The sequence below is a fragment of the Paracoccaceae bacterium genome, assembly GCA_033344815.1.
Classification (GTDB): domain Bacteria; phylum Pseudomonadota; class Alphaproteobacteria; order Rhodobacterales; family Rhodobacteraceae; genus Roseobacter.
The window spans coordinates 172905-191244 of record JAWPMR010000001.1; the positions used below are offsets into that span (position 1 = coordinate 172905).

Annotated in this window: 17 protein-coding genes; 10 read left to right on the forward strand and 7 right to left on the reverse strand. The window is 55.6% G+C overall.

What is annotated here, in order from left to right; translation table 11 throughout:
* Window positions 1–8: 8 nt before the first annotated feature.
* The 4 genes from R8G34_00835 to R8G34_00850 are packed head-to-tail and all read right to left on the reverse strand — an operon-like array spanning window position 9 to window position 3260.
* The gene (locus R8G34_00835; protein ID MDW3221427.1) at window positions 9–1196 is read right to left on the reverse strand and encodes an aminotransferase class I/II-fold pyridoxal phosphate-dependent enzyme; all 1188 of its coding nucleotides are present in this window, start codon (window positions 1194–1196) and stop codon (window positions 9–11) included.
* Window position 1197: 1 nt separating this feature from the next.
* A complete protein-coding gene (locus R8G34_00840) occupies window positions 1198–1725 on the reverse strand; it encodes a gamma carbonic anhydrase family protein (protein ID MDW3221428.1) in 528 nt (175 codons plus the stop codon).
* Entirely contained in the window at window positions 1722–2366 is a 645-nt protein-coding gene (gmk, locus tag R8G34_00845) for a guanylate kinase (GenBank protein ID MDW3221429.1), read from the reverse strand. The genes R8G34_00840 and gmk overlap by 4 nt, the downstream gene beginning before the upstream one ends.
* Window positions 2367–2369: 3 nt before the next feature.
* Window positions 2370–3260, reverse strand: a complete 891-nt coding sequence (locus R8G34_00850; GenBank protein ID MDW3221430.1) for a YicC/YloC family endoribonuclease — start codon at window positions 3258–3260, stop codon at window positions 2370–2372.
* A gap of 294 nt (window positions 3261–3554) precedes the next feature.
* On the opposite strand from R8G34_00850, the gene R8G34_00855 reads away from it, so the two are divergent.
* Window positions 3555–4217 (forward strand): PAS domain-containing protein, encoded by a 663-nt coding sequence (locus R8G34_00855; GenBank protein ID MDW3221431.1) that lies wholly within the window; start codon window positions 3555–3557, stop codon window positions 4215–4217.
* 560 nt (window positions 4218–4777) lie between these two features.
* Here the strand turns inward: R8G34_00855 and R8G34_00860 are convergent.
* The gene (locus tag R8G34_00860) at window positions 4778–6148 is read right to left on the reverse strand and encodes a 3-deoxy-7-phosphoheptulonate synthase class II (protein ID MDW3221432.1); all 1371 of its coding nucleotides are present in this window, start codon (window positions 6146–6148) and stop codon (window positions 4778–4780) included.
* Window positions 6149–7412: 1264 nt separating this feature from the next.
* On the opposite strand from R8G34_00860, the gene R8G34_00865 reads away from it, so the two are divergent.
* On the forward strand, window positions 7413–8417 hold the full coding sequence (locus tag R8G34_00865; GenBank protein MDW3221433.1) for a GlxA family transcriptional regulator: 1005 nt from the start codon (window positions 7413–7415) through the stop codon (window positions 8415–8417).
* Here R8G34_00865 and R8G34_00870 read toward each other — a convergent pair.
* Window positions 8414–9523 carry a PQQ-dependent sugar dehydrogenase gene (locus tag R8G34_00870; protein MDW3221434.1) on the reverse strand — a complete coding sequence of 370 codons (1110 nt, stop codon included), beginning with the start codon at window positions 9521–9523 and terminating at the stop codon, window positions 8414–8416. The genes R8G34_00865 and R8G34_00870 overlap by 4 nt on opposite strands.
* Before the next feature lie 165 nt (window positions 9524–9688).
* Between R8G34_00870 and R8G34_00875 the strand changes: the two genes are divergently transcribed.
* From R8G34_00875 to R8G34_00910, 8 genes are all read left to right on the forward strand, one after another.
* Complete coding sequence (locus R8G34_00875) at window positions 9689–10879, forward strand: ABC transporter substrate-binding protein (protein ID MDW3221435.1); 1191 nt, start codon at window positions 9689–9691, stop codon at window positions 10877–10879.
* A gap of 94 nt (window positions 10880–10973) precedes the next feature.
* Entirely contained in the window at window positions 10974–11756 is a 783-nt protein-coding gene (locus R8G34_00880; GenBank protein MDW3221436.1) for an ABC transporter ATP-binding protein, read from the forward strand.
* The gene (locus R8G34_00885; protein MDW3221437.1) at window positions 11753–12367 is read left to right on the forward strand and encodes a hypothetical protein; all 615 of its coding nucleotides are present in this window, start codon (window positions 11753–11755) and stop codon (window positions 12365–12367) included. The genes R8G34_00880 and R8G34_00885 overlap by 4 nt, the downstream gene beginning before the upstream one ends.
* A 34-nt stretch (window positions 12368–12401) precedes the next feature.
* Window positions 12402–13226, forward strand: coding sequence for an ABC transporter ATP-binding protein (locus R8G34_00890; protein MDW3221438.1), 825 nt, complete (start codon window positions 12402–12404; stop codon window positions 13224–13226).
* 113 nt (window positions 13227–13339) lie between these two features.
* Entirely contained in the window at window positions 13340–13657 is a 318-nt protein-coding gene (locus R8G34_00895) for a hypothetical protein (GenBank protein MDW3221439.1), read from the forward strand.
* Complete coding sequence (locus tag R8G34_00900) at window positions 13657–14085, forward strand: hypothetical protein (GenBank protein ID MDW3221440.1); 429 nt, start codon at window positions 13657–13659, stop codon at window positions 14083–14085. The genes R8G34_00895 and R8G34_00900 overlap by 1 nt, the downstream gene beginning before the upstream one ends.
* Window positions 14085–15095 (forward strand): branched-chain amino acid ABC transporter permease, encoded by a 1011-nt coding sequence (locus tag R8G34_00905; protein ID MDW3221441.1) that lies wholly within the window; start codon window positions 14085–14087, stop codon window positions 15093–15095. Before R8G34_00900 ends, R8G34_00905 begins: the two co-directional genes overlap by 1 nt.
* Entirely contained in the window at window positions 15092–16435 is a 1344-nt protein-coding gene (locus tag R8G34_00910) for a branched-chain amino acid ABC transporter permease (protein ID MDW3221442.1), read from the forward strand. The genes R8G34_00905 and R8G34_00910 overlap by 4 nt, the downstream gene beginning before the upstream one ends.
* Before the next feature lie 15 nt (window positions 16436–16450).
* On the opposite strand, the gene R8G34_00915 is transcribed toward R8G34_00910, so the two are convergent.
* Window positions 16451–17998 (reverse strand): helicase HerA-like domain-containing protein, encoded by a 1548-nt coding sequence (locus tag R8G34_00915; protein MDW3221443.1) that lies wholly within the window; start codon window positions 17996–17998, stop codon window positions 16451–16453.
* Window positions 17999–18340 lie beyond the last annotated feature (342 nt).

Genomic DNA, 18340 nt, shown 5'->3' on the forward strand with positions numbered 1-18340 from the left:
GCTCCCGCTTAGGTGTCCACTGCCGCAGCCACAGCCTGTGTGAAAACAGCGCAAAGGGCATCCGGGTCCTCCAACCCGACGGAGACCCGAAAGAAGCCTTCTGACATGCCGAGCTCACCGCGTCGCTCAGCACTCAACGCACGATGAGAGGAAGACGCTGGATGGGATAGCGTGGTACCTACGTCGCCAAGGGTTGGCGCAAAGCTCAGACCATCCGCCGCGCGCGTAAACGCATTGGCCGCCGCGCGCGCACCGTCCAGTTCAAAGCTGACCATATTGCAGAACTGGCCATTCAGAAGCGCTTTTGCCCTATTGTGGTCCGGGTGGTCGCTGCGCCCGGGATAGATCACGCGTCGCACCCCCGGCAACGCCGCCAGATGATCCGCCAGTCGAGCCGCTGTGGCTTGCGCGCGCTCAAAGCGCAACTCAAAAGAGAGCATGCCCCGTTCCGCCAGCCAACAGTCAAAGGGACTGGGAGACATGCCCGCAGTGACCGTAAACACCCTTAGCCGGGTATTCAGATCAGCGTCGCGGGCCGCGACATACCCCAGCATCACATCAGAATGCCCGGCGAGCAATTTGGTGATGGAATGAATGACGATATCCGCACCCTGCTCAAAGGGTTGAAATGCGCGCGGCGTGGTGAATGTATTGTCGATCACCAACAAAACGCCGGTTTCCTTGGCCAGCGCGGCCAGACCCGCCACATCCGCAACCTGCAAGGTTGGATTGGACACGGCTTCGATCAGGATCATGCGGGTTTCCGGGCGCATGGCCGCGCGCATCGCATCAATGTCGCCGGGATCGACCATACTGGTCGCAATTCCAAGACGCGGAAGGTCTTCGCTCATCATGCGCAGCGAGCGACCATATAGCTGATTGCCGCCGATGACGTGATCCCCTGCTTTGGTTAGACCCAACAGAACGGCACTGACCGCGGCCATGCCTGAAGAGGTTACAACACCGCTGTGCGGAGCGTTTTCCAACCGGTCCAACCGTTTGGCAACCACGTCTGCGTTGGGGTGACCTTCGCGGGAGTAGGTGTAGCCGTGCAACGCGCCTTCATATTGCTGATCGAGCATGTCGGGCGTGTCCGAGGCATAGACCACCGAAGGGCTGAGCGGTGTTACAACTGGCCGGCTGGCGCTTTCGGGCAAAGCATCCGGGCGCACCAGTGACCCTTTTTCGTTTTTCATATTAACCCTTTACGACCCGCAATTCATCTCGGAAGCGACGCATGTTTTCCTGATAATGCACAGCGCTTTGCGTCAGCCCATGAATGGCCTGCGCATCCAATTCGCGCACAACTTTGCCCGGTACACCCATCACAAGGCTGCCATCCGGGACCACCTTGTTCTCCGTGATCAGCGCCCCTGCCCCGATCAGGCAATTGTTGCCGATCTTTGCGCCATTCAGCACCGTGGCTCCCATGCCGATCAGGCTATTGTTGCCAATGGTGCAGCCGTGCAGCATGACTTTGTGACCGATCGTGCAATTCTGGCCGATGCTCAGCGGATAGCCCGCATCGATGTGAAAGACACAGTTTTCCTGAACGTTGGAGCCTTTGCCAATCCGGATCTCTTCATGATCGGCGCGGATGGTGGTGCCGAACCAGACCGACGCGCCCTCTTCCAGCACGACTTGTCCAACCAGATTGGCATCTGGTGCGACCCAGGTATCTTCGTGCAATTCCGGCGCTTTTGCACCCAGCGCGTATAGTGTCATGGCAAATCCTCAAATTCTGATTGCAAAGCCCGCACATGATCCGTCAGCCCCGGCACCTGACTACGACGCAAACGTGTCGCGGATATGATGGTTTTCAACTGCGCTTCTGTGGCGTCCAGATCGTCATTCACCAAGACAAAATCATAAGCACCCCAATGGCTGATCTCATCCCAGCTTTTCTCCATGCGGCGCGCGATGGTGGCCGCATCATCCTGCCCGCGCTTTTCAAGACGGTTGCGCAGTTCGACAATGGAGGGCGGCAACAAGAAGATGGACAGGGTATGCGCCCCCAGCGCCGAATTGGTGATCTGCTGCGCGCCCTGCCAGTCAATATCAAAAAGAACGTCACGCCCTGAAGCAATCGCCTTTTGGACCGGTGCGCGCGGCGAGCCGTAGAAATTGCCGAAAACATGCGCATGCTCCAGCATCCCTTCCTCCGCCACCTGCGACTTGAAACTGGCGTGGTCGACGAAATAGTATTCGCGCCCGTCTTCTTCACCGGGGCGCGCTTGCCGAGTGGTGGCGGAAATGGAAAACTCGATCTCCGGATCCCAATCGCGCAACCGTCGCGCCAGAGTTGATTTTCCGGCACCGGAAGGTGAACTGAGAATGATCAAAAGGCCACGGCGTGTCGCGGTCATGCTTTACTCCACATTCTGTACTTGTTCACGCATCTGATCGATCACTGCCTTGAGCGCAAGACCACAGCGCGTGAGATCGGTGTTTTGCGCCTTGGCGCAAAGCGTATTTGCTTCGCGATTGAACTCTTGCATCAGAAAATCAAGCTTGCGTCCAACGGGACCACCCTGCCCCAGCAATTCCCGAGCAGCGTCAACATGCGCGCTCAACCGGTCGATTTCTTCTGTGACATCCGATTTAACGGCGATCAATGCAAGCTCTTGGGCCACACGGTCCGGGTCCAACCCGTCCGTATTATCGACAACTTTTGCCAGATTTCGTTGCAATGTCGCACTCATGGCAGCGGCGCGCGCATTTGTCAGTTGCGCAGAGTCGGCTGTGAGCTGGGCGATCTGATCCAGCTGCTCGAGCAAAACAGTTTGCAACGCGGCCCCTTCGCTGTCGCGCATGGCGTTGAAATCGGCGATTAACGTCTGCGCTTCGGCCAACAGTGCCGAGGCCAGAGGGGCGGCATCGTCCTCACTGCTGCTTTGCTCCAATACACCGCGCAGCGCAACAATGTCAGAAGACTTTGAAGGCGCCAGCGAGATGCCTGCATCCATCGCGCGGGATTCAATCACAGCCATGGCATCCAAAACTGCCGTGAGCTGTGCTGCGTTAATCTGCAAGGCGCCTGAAGCATCATCGCGTGCCAGACGAAGCGACAACGTCACATTCCCCCGTGCCACCGCAGCACCCAGTTTTTTGCGCAACCCGATTTCAAGCCCGTCGATCCAATCCGGGACCCTCAGTCGCAGATCAAGCCCCTTGCCGTTGACCGCACGCAGTTCCCATGTCCAGGAGTGTGGGGATAGGTTGCCGGTCGCGGAGGCAAAACCAGTCATCGATCGGATCATCCGGATATCCTTTGGCTTATGATGACGAGCCTTATGGCGAATTTGCCTCACAGGGCAACCCCTCGGCAGTTTACTGCCACCTGAAAGGTTGCGGAAACGCGGTTAACCAAATCTAAAGAAATCATACCGTTTGTAGAAAATTGTTGGTATTAAAGTTTCAGTAACCAGTTTGGTGCTGCGACATGAGATCAACAGCGGCACGGGTGGGTAAAACGAAATGGACGCGAAAGCGGCGTTTCAGTATAGGGGGCGGCAATGGACAACGGCGGTAAAAACTCGCACAATGTATTTTCTATGACGCAAAATGTTTCTCATAACGGCTTCGCGCCATTGGCCCAACTTGAGGCCTATTGGGAAGCCTTGCGTGGCGGGCGCTTGATGCCCAACCGTGCGGAGATCGATCCACGCGGGATCGAACAGGCGTTGGAGTTCTCTTTCATTGTAGAGCGCATCGCACCGGGGATTGCACGTTTGCGCATCGCCGGCAGCCATTTGAGCGATCTGATGGGGATGGAAGTACGCGGTATGCCTCTGACGTCCTTCATCACGCCGGGATCACGCCGCCAGTTGAGCGACACTCTCGAAGAGGTGTTCGAAACCCCTGCGACCTGTTCAATTCAATTGCGTTCCGAACAGGGTCCGGGCATGCCCGCCCTTGAAGCGCGCATGGTTTTAATGCCGCTGAAGAGTGATCTGGGCGATGTGAGCCGCGTCCTGGGTGCCTTGGTCTCGGTCGGTGACATGGGTCGCAGCCCGCGTCGATTTGATGTCATACGCACCGCTCTTCGCCCGATTATTGCGGATAGCTCGCTGCCTATTACCGCGGCCAAGGCGCCATCTGTTACAGCAAAAACACCCACGAGAGTGCCGGGTTTTCAGGAAGCCAAAACGCCTTTCAAAAGCGAGACACCGCGTCAGGACGCGCCTTATCTCCGGCTCGTCAAATCTGACGACTAAAGAGATTTTAGTACCAAATTCCTTTGATCAGGAAGACCGTTCGTACAGAATGTACGGGCGGTTTTATTTTGTTTCAGACAATGCGACGCGGACCCCTGCTGTCCGTAAACACCTTTAATCTCTTTTACGTGCTTGAAGAAATGTGTTTCCTGCGGGTCTGATCGGAGTGAGCCAGACCGCACCCATAGCAATATCAAATGTGCATCTGTCGCGTTTCGACCCTTGGTTAAGGCCATCTACATCACATGTCGCGTTTGAGCGAAGCAAGAGGTGACCTTGAAATCGATTCAGGTGCAAGTCGAACTGCTTTTGATCAGGATAGGCAGGATATGATACCGTGCTGCGCAGTCCGGGTATTTTTACCACTTGAAGACGGTCCATGGATTTCACAGCATCCACAATGGATTGCTCAAATGGCCCCTTCAGCTATGTCATTTTTCGCTCTCAGGGTACCGATCTGGCGTCTTCAGGTCCGCGAAAGCAGCATCATCGTATCACGATCAAAAAAGCCCGCAGTTTTCGACTGCGGGCTTTGAGGAAACTCTTTGTCCCTAAAGGTTTTAGCTAACCGCCTGAGTCTGGTGCGTAGCGCGGCGATCAGACAGTTCATCCGCAACAAGAAAGGCCAGTTCCAAGGATTGGCTGGCATTCAGGCGCGGGTCGCAAGCAGTGTGGTAGCGATCTGACAGGTCTTCGTCGCTGACGGCCCGTACACCACCGGTGCATTCGGTTACGTCTTGCCCGGTCATCTCAAAATGCACACCCCCCGGTACGGTGCCTTCAGCCGCGTGAACAGCGAAGAATTCACGCACCTCGCGGAGCACGGACTCAAACGGACGGGTTTTATATCCGGTCGAAGACTTGATCGTATTGCCATGCATCGCATCACAAACCCAAGTCACGTTTGCGCCTTCTTCGCGCACGGTTTTAATGAGGCGCGGCAGGTGTTCGCCAACCGATCCCGCCCCAAAACGTGCAATCAAGGTCAGCCGACCTTCTTCGTTTTCCGGGTTCAGCTTGGCCATCAACACCTTCAGGTCTTCAGAGGTCATTGATGGACCCGCCTTCATGCCGATTGGGTTTTGCACGCCGCTGGCGAATTCCACATGCGCCCCATCGGGCTGGCGCGTGCGGTCCCCGATCCAGATCATGTGACCGGATCCAGCCAGCCATTTGCCGGTGGTGCTGTCCACGCGGGTCAGTGCCTCCTCGTATTCCAGCAGAAGCGACTCGTGGCTGGTGTAGAATTCAACCGACTGCAGCGTATGCGCGGTCTCAGCCGTGACACCGGCAGCAGTCATGAAATCCAGCGTGTCGGAAATACGATTGGCAATCTCGCGGTAACGTTCGACCTTTTCGGCCTCGGTGAAGCCAAGCGTCCAAGCATGCACCTGGTTTACGTCCGCGTAGCCACCCGTTGAAAACGCCCGGATCAAGTTCAGGGTCGCAGCGGCCTGCGTGTAAGCACGCAACATCTTTTCCGGATCAGGAATGCGGGCTTTGGACGTGAAATCCAACTCGTTGATGATATCACCCCGGTAGCTGGGCAATTCCACCCCATCCACGGTTTCCGTGTCGGCCGAGCGCGGTTTGGCAAACTGACCTGCCATGCGGCCAACTTTGATGACCGGAACCTTGGCACCATGGGTCAACACGATCGCCATTTGCAGCATGATTTTGAAGGTGTCGCGGATCGCATCGGAACTGAATTGATCAAAGCTCTCTGCGCAATCACCACCCTGCAACAAAAACGCCTCGCCCCGACCCGCAGCACCCAAGTGCTTTTTCAAGCGGCGTGCTTCACCCGCAAAGACAAGCAATGGAAAGCGCGCGAGCTGTGCCTCAACCGCCTCAAGTGCAGCTTGATCGGGATACTCCGGCATCTGGATCCGCGGTTTCGTGCGCCAGCTTGATTTTGTCCATTCACTCATCGTTCTCACTCCGGGTTGTGCGCGCAAAAAGGCGCGCCCTCTTAACTCACGGCCTTCTATACAAAAGCCTGCGGCGAGTGACCATATCACAAATTATCCGGGAGTCATCTTCGTAAGTGTCTGTCGCTCGGCGGAAGATTATTCTCGATTCAGCCTTCTTTTTCGACTTGGCGCAACGACTCGTAAACAACGCGGCACCCTTTTCCATGTAATGGGTCTCTCAATTGGACGCCCGTGCAAGGCGCTGGAATCCACACCACGTCCTACAATGGCCTCCAGATGGCCGTAAAGACATCTCCATTGTTATAGAAACACTGCTTGTCTTTACCAAAGTACGTCTTTTTGCTGTGCTGATTACTCGGTTGCAATGTCCCCGCCTTGATTGCCTCCGCGAAGGGGCCGTATTAATGCCGAGTAACAGGAGCATGTCGCTTGGTCATGCACGTGGGCCGCAATGGGTCGCGAAAAGGAACGAGCGGACGCGCCAATGCTCCGGAATTTGGAGGGTAACGATCGCTGTTTCGCTATTCCACGCTGGTGCGTTAACGGGAAATCGCATCCGGCATGTAAGACGATGAGACGGGATGAAAACACCAGCAACCCAGCGAGGAAAGACGCGTCTGATTGATATACAGCGCATACGTCCGACTCGGATCGCGACACAGCGACCAACCGGGATCAATAGTTTTTGTCACCCGTAAGCGGCTGATGCTTTTCCAATATGGCATATCACCCTCACACAAAGCAGAAACACTTTAGTGATCCGGGTCCAACTTGCGTTGCTGAAGATTGCCAAGCGCAGATCGCCACAAACAGATTGCATCGCGTCGGGACCCCAGCGAGAGGGCAATTACTGCAAAAACTCACGCGCGGATCTGCCACAAAGCCTTGAAGGGCGACCCATCCACACCCCTGTAAATCTTTGGCCCATAAAGCCGGCCGGAAAGTTCAAGGCATCACACATTCTGCCGGATTGCACCAAAGCCAAAACAACACTGCCAAAGCGCTTCGGTCTTCAAGGGCCACGCACCCAACCGAGACGAGTTTTTCCATAAACCTCTGAGGGCTCCTTCGGCACATGATGATCGCAGATGTGTCAGAAGAAATCCCGGACACATGCGGTCGTTTTGGGAAACGGATTTCAAAGTGAGCTATCAAGCAGGAATTCGTACTCTTGACGTCACAAACGCAGCATGACCAAGTGGTTTATCAGGCCAGTCTGCGCGCAGATTCGAGGTCGCCAAGGCATAAACAAGAAACGGCAATGTCCCAGCAACGTTCAGCCACGCGGATCGATCCGCCAGAAGACAAGCCAAAACGCTTTGTTTTTGTCTTGCTCGACGATTTCACCCTGCTCAGCTTTTCCGCCGCCATTGAAAGCCTGCGCATCGCCAATCGTATGGCCGGCAAGAAAATCTATGACTGGCGTATCGTCGGCGAAGGCGGAGATATTATCCATTGCTCTACGGGCAGCGGCTTCAAACTGGATGGCGATCTTGAAGATCTGACGCGCGATGACACCGTAATGATCTGCGGCGGGATCAATATTCAAGATGCCACGACCAAAAGATTGCTGGGTTGGTTGCGTCGGGAAGCGCGCAAAGGCCTGTTGGTTGGTGGGTTGTGCACTGCCGGGTACACGCTTGCCAAGGCCGGTTTGCTGGATGGCAAGCGCGCAACGATCCACTGGGAAAATCAGGATAGCTTCTCTGAGGAGTTCCAGGAAGTCGAACTGACCAAATCTGTGTTTGTTGTGGATGGCAATCGTATGACCACGGCCGGGGGAACATCCTCAATTGACTTGATGCTGAAACTGATTGCAGATGATCAGGGTGAAGATTTGGCCAATATGGTGGCGGATCAATTGATCTATGCCTCAATCCGAACCGACCAGGACACACAACGCCTCAGCGTGCCGACGCGTATTGGTGTGCGTCATCCCAAGCTCAGCAAGGTTATTCAGATGATGGAAGGCAACATCGAAGAGCCGATCAGCCCGTCGATATTGGCCAAGAATGTGGGTATGAGCACGCGCCAGCTGGAACGGCTGTTTCGCCGGTATCTCAACCGCTCACCCAAGCGATACTATATGGAACTGCGGTTGCAAAAGGCGCGCAATCTGTTGATGCAAACGGATATGAGTGTGATCAATGTGGCGCTGGCCTGTGGTTTTGCCTCACCGAGCCATTTCTCGAAATGCTATCGGTCGCATTATGACACGACGCCCTACCGCGAACGGGGCAGTCACGCGAGCCGCCTGTCCATCTAGGTTCCTGGTTTGGCGATGCGGTAAACTGTGCCGCTTCCCGCGGAAATGAACCAAATGCTGCCATCGGGCGCCTCGACAAGATCGCGCACGCGTTCGGTTTCATCGGTTTCGATTTTCTGGACCTCACGTGCGGATTGCCCGGTGATTTCCAGACGCGAGATATAGTCAAATTTTAACGAGCCAACGAACATATCCCCGCGCCAGTTTGGGAACATATCCCCTTGATAGACAATCAGACCGGACGGTGCCATTGAAGGATCCCAGTAGTAGGCAGGCTGTTCCAATCCGGGTTTTGCGCTGCCCTCACCAATTTTACCACCGGAGTAATGGCGTCCATAAGAAATGATCGGCCAGCCAAAATTTGCGCCCTTTTTGATCAGATTCACCTCATCTCCGCCTCTTGCGCCGTGCTCGGACGTCCAAAGCCGCCCTTGAGCGTCCAAATTCGCCCCTTGGGGATTACGATGTCCGAAAGACCAAATTTCAGGCAGGAAATCTGCCCGCCCCACAAACGGATTATCGCCGGGCACAGACCCATCACGATTGATGCGGATAATCGAACCATTGTGGCGGCCGACATCCTGTGCAGATGGCCGGTCGCCCCGATCCCCGATGGTTAGAAACAAGGTCCCGTCTCGCGCCTCCACCACCCGGCTGCCAAAATGCCGCCCACCAGATGTGCCCGTCGACATTTGAAAGATATCCCGCAGGTTTTCGAGGCGATTTGCATCATTGGAAAGACGCGCAACAGCCAGTGCGGTTGCAGCCCCACCCTTGACCGGCTTGGAATAGGTCAAGAACACGTCGCGTGTGCGGGCGAAATCACGCGCAGGTGTGATGTCCAGCAATCCGCCCTGCCCCTTTGCCACGACTTTTGGCACACCGGCAACTTTGCGGCTTTGACCATTGGACACGGACAACAAATCCCCGTCCCGTTCGGTAATCAAAGCGCCCCCTTTCGGCAACAAAGCCAGCCCCCATGGCGTATCCAGCCCGGTGATCACTGGCGTGATTGTTGCCGCAATTTGATCTTGTGCAAGAAGCTGAGGGGCCGCGCCAACGAGCGTCAGAACACTCAAGTATTTCCACACATCACGCGCTTTCATAGGATGCACCCTTTTGTTGCTTTTGCTAAACAGAAACTTAGGGTTGTAGCCCTTTTTCTCAAGGCGGGATCGCCATATTGTGAGGCCATGGAAAAGCGCTTTTCTTTTAAGCACAGGAGGCCTAACCTGCGCGGCGAACGTCCAGTTCCAATATGGGAGAAACCAATGAAAAAGATGCTTTTGGCCTCAACGGCTGCTGCACTGATGGCGACATCTGCTCTGGCAGGTGGACACGCAAAAGAAGTAAAACTCGGCATTCTGTTTGGCTTTACCGGTCCGATTGAATCACTGACCGGTCCGATGGCCGCAGGTGCCGAAATGGCGATGAACGAAGTCACCGAAAGCGGCAAGCTGCTGGATGCGGCGAAAGTTACCGCGATCCGTGCCGATACGGGCTGCATCGACAACGGCCTGTCCACATCTAACGGCGAACGTATGATCGCAGAAGGTATCAATGGACTGATCGGCGGTGATTGCTCGGGCGTTACAGGTGCGATCCTGCAAAACGTTGCCATTCCAAACGGTATGGTAATGATTTCACCCTCCGCCACATCGCCCGGCCTAAGCACGGTTGAGGACAACGATCTGTTCTTCCGCACGGCCCCCTCAGATGCACGCGAAGGTCAGGTCATGGCGGAGATCCTGCAAGAGCGCGGCGTCAAATCCATCGCACTGACCTATACCAACAATGACTATGGCAAGGGTCTGGCCGACGCGATTGAAAGCAATTTCAAGGAGATTGGCGGCGAAGTTACCATCGTAGCTGCTCATGAAGATGGCAAAGCCGACTATTCTGCCGAAATGGGTGCTTTGGCCTCCGCCGGTGGGGATCTGCTCGTGGTTGCGGGCTATCTGGATCAAGGCGGCCTCGGTATCATCAACGCCGCACTGGACACAGGTGCGTTTGATACATTCGGTCTGCCCGGTGGCATGATTGGCGACAGCCTCCCGGCAAACGTTGGCTCGGCACTGAATGGCTCTTATGGTCAGATCGCCGGTTCAGGCGGTGAAGGTATTGAAAAGCTGACGGCCATGGCTGGTGACGCTTATGACGCCACCTCGCCTTATACACCCGAAAGCTATGACGCCGCTGCATTGTTCATGCTGGCGATGCAAGCTGCGGACAGCACGGATCCGGCGGATTACGGCAAGCACATCCTCGATGTGGCCAATGCACCGGGCGAAAAAATCTATCCCGGCGAATTGGGCAAAGCACTCGACATCATCCGCGATGGCGGTGACGTGGACTACGTCGGCGCTTCAGCGGTTGAACTGATTGGTCCCGGTGAATCCGCAGGCACCTATCGCATGATCGAAGTGCAGGACGGCAAGAACGCGACCATCGGGTTCAAATAAACCGATCATTTGAGACTGAATCGCCCGAGGCATTTGATGTTTCGGGCGATTCCAATGAGAGTGCGCCAAAAAGATGCGCTGACGGGGAAAACATATGATCGTCGTAGACGATGTTCACAAACACTTCGGCGGTTTCCACGCCGTTGACGGGGCGACGCTGGAAATCGCGCAAGGGTCGATCACCGGCTTGATTGGCCCCAACGGTGCCGGAAAGACAACTCTTTTCAATGTGATCGCAGGCGTTCTTCACCCAACATCCGGCAAGGTTTCCATGGCGGGCGAGGATATCACCGGCCTGCCCCCACATGAGTTGTTTCACAAAGGGCTGCTGCGCACCTTTCAGATTGCCCATGAATTTTCCTCCATGACGTGTCGCGAAAACCTGATGATGGTGCCCGGTGCGCAATCGGGGGAAACGCTTTGGAACACATGGTTTGGCCGCAAACGCATCGCGGATGAGGAACGCGCTCTGCGCGCGAAGGCAGATGAGGTGCTGGAATTTCTGACTGTGGAGCATCTGTCGGATCACCGGGCGGGGCAGATTTCAGGCGGTCAGAAAAAGCTGCTCGAACTTGGACGCACCATGATGGTGGATGCCAAGATCGTTTTTCTGGATGAGGTCGGTGCAGGCGTGAACCGCACGCTTCTGAATACCATTGGCGATGCGATCATTAGGCTCAACAAAGAGCGCGGATATACTTTTGTGGTGATTGAACACGACATGGATTTCATCGGACGCCTCTGTGATCCGGTGATCTGCATGGCGGAAGGGCGCGTGCTGGCACAGGGCACGCTTGATGAGATCAAAGCCAACGAACACGTGATCGAAGCCTATCTCGGCACAGGATTGAAGAATAAAGAGAAGATCGTTTCATGATGGCACAAGTCCGCCATTCATTTTTGATTTGCGCAGCCGCCTTATTCATTTCTGCCCCGGCACTGGCACAATCTGTTGTCGGGACAAGCGCCGTGGAAGGCCGCACGGTTACATTGTTCTCGGATGGGACCTGGAAATTCGCTAACCCGAATAATTCACGTTGCATAACGCTCCAAAAGGCTTTGGCGTTTTGCGGTCAAAGTCCGATCTGGCAAAGAACCCCTGCACCACGCCCCGATATCACAGCTCAGTTTAGAAAGACCGATACGGATTTTGTCCAATTCATCGCTGAAGACATCGTAACCGCCCAAGGGCTGACCCAAAAAGCTGTGAAAGCCTTCACAATAAACATGGCGGCAAGCCCATCTGGAATTAGACCTGAAGAACTGCCAATCCTGAGCGACACCCCGAGCGAGATCGATGGTAGAGGCGCCCAAACCATTGTATACGCCGTCGTATTTGAAGGGACACCGTTGGTGTTTGCGAACACTATTGTTCTCGAGGAAGCGCGATTGCTGCAGCTTCAAAGCTACCGGATTGGGGCCGATGACTATTCAGAGGATCATCGCGCCTTTCGTGCAGCATTTCTGAACTTAATAGATTTGGATTAGAACAGTGGCTGAACCGTTTCAGACTGGAACATCTATGAGTTCGGATCCTTACAGCGACCGCGGCAACAAGGATCTGTCATTGGGTAACGCCAAAGGTATGGGCACCACGACCCCGGTGAAGCAAGGCGGTAAGGCTTATCCTGCCGCAGGTGGGCCGTTTCTGATCGGCGAAAACATGACGGGCGGTTACGGCGCGGGTCCAGACATCCTGCATGATTGCACCATCGCTGTGGATCGCGGAGAGATCGCGGTGATTGTCGGGCCGAATGGTGCGGGTAAATCGACCGGCATGAAGGCCGTGTTTGGGATGCTGAACCTGCGCGAGGGTCATGTGAAGCTCGATGGCGAGGACATCACGCAACTCTCCCCCCAAGACCGCGTTGGCAAAGGCATGGGGTTTGTCCCTCAAACCTCCAATATTTTCACCTCGATGACCGTCGAGGAAAACCTGGAGATGGGTGCTTTCATCCGCACCGATGACATCCGCCCGACAATGGAACAGATTTACGATCTCTTCCCGATACTGCGCGATAAACGCAATCAGGCAGCGGGTGAACTTTCCGGTGGACAGCGCCAACAGGTTGCCGTGGGCCGCGCGCTGATGACAAAACCAAAAGTCCTGATGCTGGATGAGCCGACTGCCGGTGTCTCCCCCATCGTGATGGATGAACTTTTTGACCGCATCATCGAGGTTGCGCGCACCGGGATCCCCATTCTGATGGTGGAACAGAACGCCCGCCAGGCGCTGGAAATTGCCCACAAAGGGTATGTGTTGGTGCAGGGACGCAACGCCTTTACGGGCACGGGCCAGGAATTGCTGGCCGATCCCGAAGTGCGCAAATCGTTTTTAGGAGGGTGAGCGTGCGCGTGTTATCTCTCGTTGGATTCATAGTCTTCTTTTCTTCGGAAGGCGGATACGCTCAAAACGCCAGTGGGTGGGGGGATCACAAAGCTTGGCGGATAAAATGCTTGATGGATACCTGGTGCAAACAAGGCAAAGCCTGCATTGAGGTGCAGCGTGAGACATTATTGACGTACCTGCCCGAGGACGGCACCGCAACTCAAGATCTCGGAGATCAAAAACAAGATGCCATTGTCTTCAAGGACAAAGGTCGCCCACGCAGCCGGGCGCGCAGCTTTCTGTTTCAGCTTGACCAAGGGTCCACCGGCCTGTTGACGCTTTTTCATTCGGGCGGAGCGGCGTATTCTTTACAATATGAGGGATCTCCAGCAGGCGGACAGATGACTTTCGGGAGTTGTACCGTGGGACCGATGGATCAGGAGTTGTAATGAATATTATTAACGCCATCGTAACGCTTCCGAATGCAGCGCTCGCATCCGTGCTTCTTGCGTGCCCCGTGCTCGCCGATGTCCCTTTCATGAAGTGCCAGCTTGAGCGGATCATGCCCAATGATGCACGCAAACTCACGGATGCTGACCTCAGGACCTACACGACCAGCGGAACGCCGTGGATCGAGATCGCAGGCACGCATCAGGGTCCGGACGCTATCCCGAGTGATCCGCAAAAAATCCGCGGCTTTCGCCTCGACGAAATCAAGTCGGAGAAGGGCCAGAGTTCGTGGTTGTTCAGCAATGAAAACACCAGCGGCGTGATGAATATTTACCCTTCCGGTCGTGTCGACATCACCCTCCACGTGAAATTGGCGGACCAGACCTATGTCGAATTGTTTTCCGGACCTTGCAAGGACCCGTCCTGATGGATCTTCTCAACGCCATTGTGGCGCTGTCCAATTTCGTGATCATCCCCGCGATGGCTTATGGATCGCAACTTGCGCTTGGCGCTCTGGGGGTAACCCTGATCTATGGCATCCTGCGGTTTTCCAATTTTGCCCATGGGGACACCATGGCCTTTGGCGCAATGATCACCGTGCTCATCACATGGATGTTTCAAAGCTGGGGGATTTCTCTGGGCCCCCTGCCGACCGCCCTGCTCGCGCTGCCCTTTGGTATTCTGGGCTGCATGGCATTGGTGTTGGTCACGGACCGCGTGGTCTATCGCTTTTACCGGGCGCAAAAAGCGAAACCGGTGATTTTTGTCATCGTCTCGCTGGGGGTGACGTTTATTCTAAACGGCCTCGTACGGTTCATCATTGGGCCTGATGATCAACGTTTTCTGGACGGCGAGCGGTTCATCATCTCTGCGCGCACTTTCAAGGAAATGACCGGTTTGCAGGAAGGGCTGGCGTTCAAGACCACGCAAGGGATCACCATTGTGACGGCAGTGATCGTGGTCAGCATCCTGTTCTGGTTCCTGAACCGCACGCGTACGGGGAAAAGCATGCGCGCCTATTCCGACAATGAGGATCTTGCGCTGCTGTCTGGCATCAACCCCGAGCGTGTTGTGATGATCACGTGGTTGATCGTGGCAGGGCTCGCGACGATTGCGGGTGTTTTGTACGGGCTTGATAAATCCTTCAAGCCGTTCACCTATTTTCAATTGCTTCTGCCGATCTTTGCCAGCGCCATTGTCGGCGGGCTTGGTAATCCGCTGGGGGCCATCGCGGGTGGGTTCGTGATCGCGTTTTCCGAAGTTACGGTGACCTATGCCTGGAAAAAGGTCGCCACCTATCTGCTGCCTGAGAGCATGGCCCCGGATACACTCATTCAACTGATGTCGACGGACTATAAACTCGCGGTGAGCTTTGTGATCCTGCTCATTGTGTTGCTGGTCAAACCCACCGGATTGTTTCAGGGGAAGTCGGTATGAACCCTGCAATGAAAAACGTGATCCTCTTTGCCGCAGTCTTTGCGATGATCCCCCTGATTGCGATGTTTCAGGGGTGGAACGCTGCGCTTTTCGTGCTGAACATGGGGTTGATCTCGGCGATCATGGCGTTGGGGGTGAACCTGCAATGGGGATTTGCCGGGTTGTTCAATGTCGGGATCATGGGATTTGTCGCCTTGGGCGGGCTCGCTGCCGTGCTCATCGGCATGCCCGCGACACCGGGTGCCTGGCAGGCTGGAGGCTTTGGCATCATCGGCGCGCTGCTGATGGGGGCGGTCACCATTGTCGGGGCCATTCTTGTATCAAAACGCATGGCGCGCGGCGTGCTGCGCGCAGTGGTTGTAATTGCCATTCTGGTCCTTGGCTTCATGCTCTATCGCGCGGTGTTTGATCCCTCTGTTGAGGCCATTGAGAGCATCAACCCCGCCCTGACGGGTTACCTTGGGGGGCTGAACCCCTATACGGTTGAAACTTACCGAGACCCCGGCAATGGCTGGGTAATGCTCATTGCCTGGCCCGTCGGTGGTTTACTGGCTGCCGGTGCCGCATGGATCATTGGCAAGACGGCGCTTGGCCTGCGCTCGGACTATCTGGCAATTGCCACCCTCGGGATCGCCGAGATCATCATCGCGATCCTCAAGAACGAAGACTGGCTGTCGCGCGGCGTGAAAAACGTGGTGGGCGTGCCGCGCCCTGTCCCTTATGAAATCCACTTGCAAAACAATCCGCAATTTGTGGATCGCGCCGCCGGGTTTGGTGTGGATGTGGTCACCGCCTCCACAATTTACGTGAAACTTCTCTACTGCGGGCTTTTTGCCTTTGTGCTGGTGTTGTTGCTCTGGATGGCGCAGCGCGCGTTGAACAGCCCGTGGGGCCGCATGATGCGGGCCATCCGCGACAATGAGGTGGCGGCTGAGGCCATGGGCAAGGACGTCACCGCGCGGCATTTGCAGGTCTTTATCCTTGGCTCTGCAATCTGCGGCATTGCCGGGGCCATGTTGACCACGTTGGATGGTCAACTGACGCCAGGCACCTACCAGCCGCTGCGTTTTACCTTCCTCATTTGGGTGATGGTGATTGTCGGTGGGTCGGGCAACAATCTGGGCGCTGTATTGGGCGGCATGCTGATTTACCTGATGTGGGATCAGGGAGAATCCATTGGCCTTTGGGTCATGGAGTGGATCACGGCTGGCCTGCCGGATGGCAGTGCGGTCAAGGCGCATCTGATCGAATCTGCAGCACATATGCGGCTTTTGACGATTGGCGTTTTGCTTCTCTTGGTGTTGCGGTTCAGTCCGCGCGGCTTGATCCCGGAGAAATAAACAGCCTCGTCGGTTTCAACGGCCCTTGAACAATCCACCCAAAATACCACGCACCAGGCGACGACCGGTCGTGCCCTGCAACTCCTTGATGACCGCGGACGCCATGGCCCCCCCGATGCTTTGTGTCTGTCGTGTTTTGCTGCGCCGCGATGTGGAACGCGCCACACGCTCGCCCGTGAACCGGCGCGCGGCATTGAATTCACGCAATTGTGGCGCGCCTTCTTCTGCCTCTTCTTCTGCGGCGGCCGCTTCCTTGGCGGCTTCATCCGCACGCTGTTTTAGGATTTCATAAGCTGAGCTGCGATCGACCAAGTCATCATATTTCCCCGCCATATCCGAGGCTGCCATGAAGGCTGCGCGCTCCGCTTTGGTGACAGGTCCCAATTGCGAGGACGGCGGACGGATCAATGTACGTTCCACGATCCCCGGTACACCTTTGCGTTGCAGCATAGAAGTTACGGCCTCACCAACGCCGACTTCGCGAATGGCCTCTTCGGTATCAAACGCGGGGTTTTCGCGGTAGGTTTCCGCAGCCATGCGCAGTTCTTTTCGATCTTTGGCGGTGAAAGCACGCAAGGCATGTTGAATACGATTACCCAACTGCCCCAGAATGTCATCGGGCACATCTGCCGGGTTTTGCGAGATGAAATAGACCCCCACCCCTTTGGAACGGATCAGGCGCGCAACCTGTTCCACCTTGTCCACCAGCGCTTTGGGGGCATCATCAAACAACAGATGCGCCTCATCGAAAAAGAACACCAGTTTGGGTTTGTCCGGATCGCCCACTTCTGGCAGTTCCTCAAAGAGTTCGGACAAAAGCCACAACAGGAAGGTCGCATATAGCCCGGGCGCGTTCATCAGCTTGTCTGCGGCCAGAATGTTGATTTCACCCTGCCCCGCCGCATTCACGCGCATCAGGTCCGACAATGCCAGCGCGGGTTCGCCAAACAATCCGGTCCCCCCCTGATTTTCCAAGACCAGCAGGCGACGTTGAATCGCCCCAATAGACGCGCTTGAAATGTTGCCATAGCGCAGGGACAACTCTTTGGCATGCTCACCGATCCAGACCAGCAGCGATTGCAAATCCTTGAGATCCAGCAGAGGTAAACCATCCTCATCTGCCAGGCGAAAGGCGATGTTCAGGATGCCCTCCTGCGCGTCGGTCAATTCCAGTAGGCGCGCCAACAAAAGTGGACCCATTTCGGACACCGTGGTGCGTACAGGATGCCCCTGATCCCCGAAAATATCCCAGAACGTGACCGGAAAAGCCTCATAGGCGAAATCGGAAAAGCCAATGGTATCTGCCCGCTCCATAAACGGCGCATGCAGTTTGTGCGTCTCCGATCCCGGTTTGGCGAGACCAGAGAGGTCCCCTTTAACGTCGGACAGGAACACAGGCACCCCTGCTTTTGAGAACCCTTCCGCCAAGATTTGCAGCGTCACGGTTTTCCCCGTTCCTGTGGCCCCGGCAATCAATCCGTGCCGATTGGCGTACCCAATGCTCAAATGCTGTTGCGTTCCATAAGAAGGCCCGCCGCCGCCAATTAAGATATCTGATGTCATGCCCGGATCTCCCTCGTCCACGTTTTCTGAATTTGAGCATACGTTTTTAACCTTTGAGGGCCATAGTGAAAGTGCTCGGGCTGGTGGTTATGTCCCTCCTGGTCCGGGTATCCTCCCTGTCAGACTGGCCGTGCCGTTTAGCGGTACGGCCCTTTTTTTGAGTGAACAGCAGGATGTCGGTAATCATTTATGGAAATTTCGGAGATTGCAGTTGACTGCATCTGTGACGTTTCGTAACGTTCGCGCAATAAGTCGGTCAGTCCGACGGGGAGAAACGATTTGGGAAGGGATGCATCGCGCATCCCTTTTCTTATTTGGCCCTCTGCCCACAAAAAAATGATC

Bases quoted from the DNA above. Each gene is read 5' to 3' on its own strand.
- R8G34_00835 (MDW3221427.1), bottom strand. From the start codon at position 1,196: ATGAAAAACGAAAAAGGGTCACTGGTGCGCCCGGATGCTTTGCCCGAA.
- R8G34_00840 (MDW3221428.1), bottom strand. From the start codon at position 1,725: ATGACACTATACGCGCTGGGTGCAAAAGCGCCGGAATTGCACGAAGAT.
- gmk (MDW3221429.1), bottom strand. From the start codon at position 2,366: ATGACCGCGACACGCCGTGGCCTTTTGATCATTCTCAGTTCACCTTCC.
- R8G34_00850 (MDW3221430.1), bottom strand. From the start codon at position 3,260: ATGATCCGATCGATGACTGGTTTTGCCTCCGCGACCGGCAACCTATCC.
- R8G34_00855 (MDW3221431.1), top strand. From the start codon at position 3,555: ATGACGCAAAATGTTTCTCATAACGGCTTCGCGCCATTGGCCCAACTT.
- R8G34_00860 (MDW3221432.1), bottom strand. From the start codon at position 6,148: ATGAGTGAATGGACAAAATCAAGCTGGCGCACGAAACCGCGGATCCAG.
- R8G34_00865 (MDW3221433.1), top strand. From the start codon at position 7,413: ATGTCCCAGCAACGTTCAGCCACGCGGATCGATCCGCCAGAAGACAAG.
- R8G34_00870 (MDW3221434.1), bottom strand. From the start codon at position 9,523: ATGAAAGCGCGTGATGTGTGGAAATACTTGAGTGTTCTGACGCTCGTT.
- R8G34_00875 (MDW3221435.1), top strand. From the start codon at position 9,689: ATGAAAAAGATGCTTTTGGCCTCAACGGCTGCTGCACTGATGGCGACA.
- R8G34_00880 (MDW3221436.1), top strand. From the start codon at position 10,974: ATGATCGTCGTAGACGATGTTCACAAACACTTCGGCGGTTTCCACGCC.
- R8G34_00885 (MDW3221437.1), top strand. From the start codon at position 11,753: ATGATGGCACAAGTCCGCCATTCATTTTTGATTTGCGCAGCCGCCTTA.
- R8G34_00890 (MDW3221438.1), top strand. From the start codon at position 12,402: ATGAGTTCGGATCCTTACAGCGACCGCGGCAACAAGGATCTGTCATTG.
- R8G34_00895 (MDW3221439.1), top strand. From the start codon at position 13,340: ATGGATACCTGGTGCAAACAAGGCAAAGCCTGCATTGAGGTGCAGCGT.
- R8G34_00900 (MDW3221440.1), top strand. From the start codon at position 13,657: ATGAATATTATTAACGCCATCGTAACGCTTCCGAATGCAGCGCTCGCA.
- R8G34_00905 (MDW3221441.1), top strand. From the start codon at position 14,085: ATGGATCTTCTCAACGCCATTGTGGCGCTGTCCAATTTCGTGATCATC.
- R8G34_00910 (MDW3221442.1), top strand. From the start codon at position 15,092: ATGAACCCTGCAATGAAAAACGTGATCCTCTTTGCCGCAGTCTTTGCG.
- R8G34_00915 (MDW3221443.1), bottom strand. From the start codon at position 17,998: ATGACATCAGATATCTTAATTGGCGGCGGCGGGCCTTCTTATGGAACG.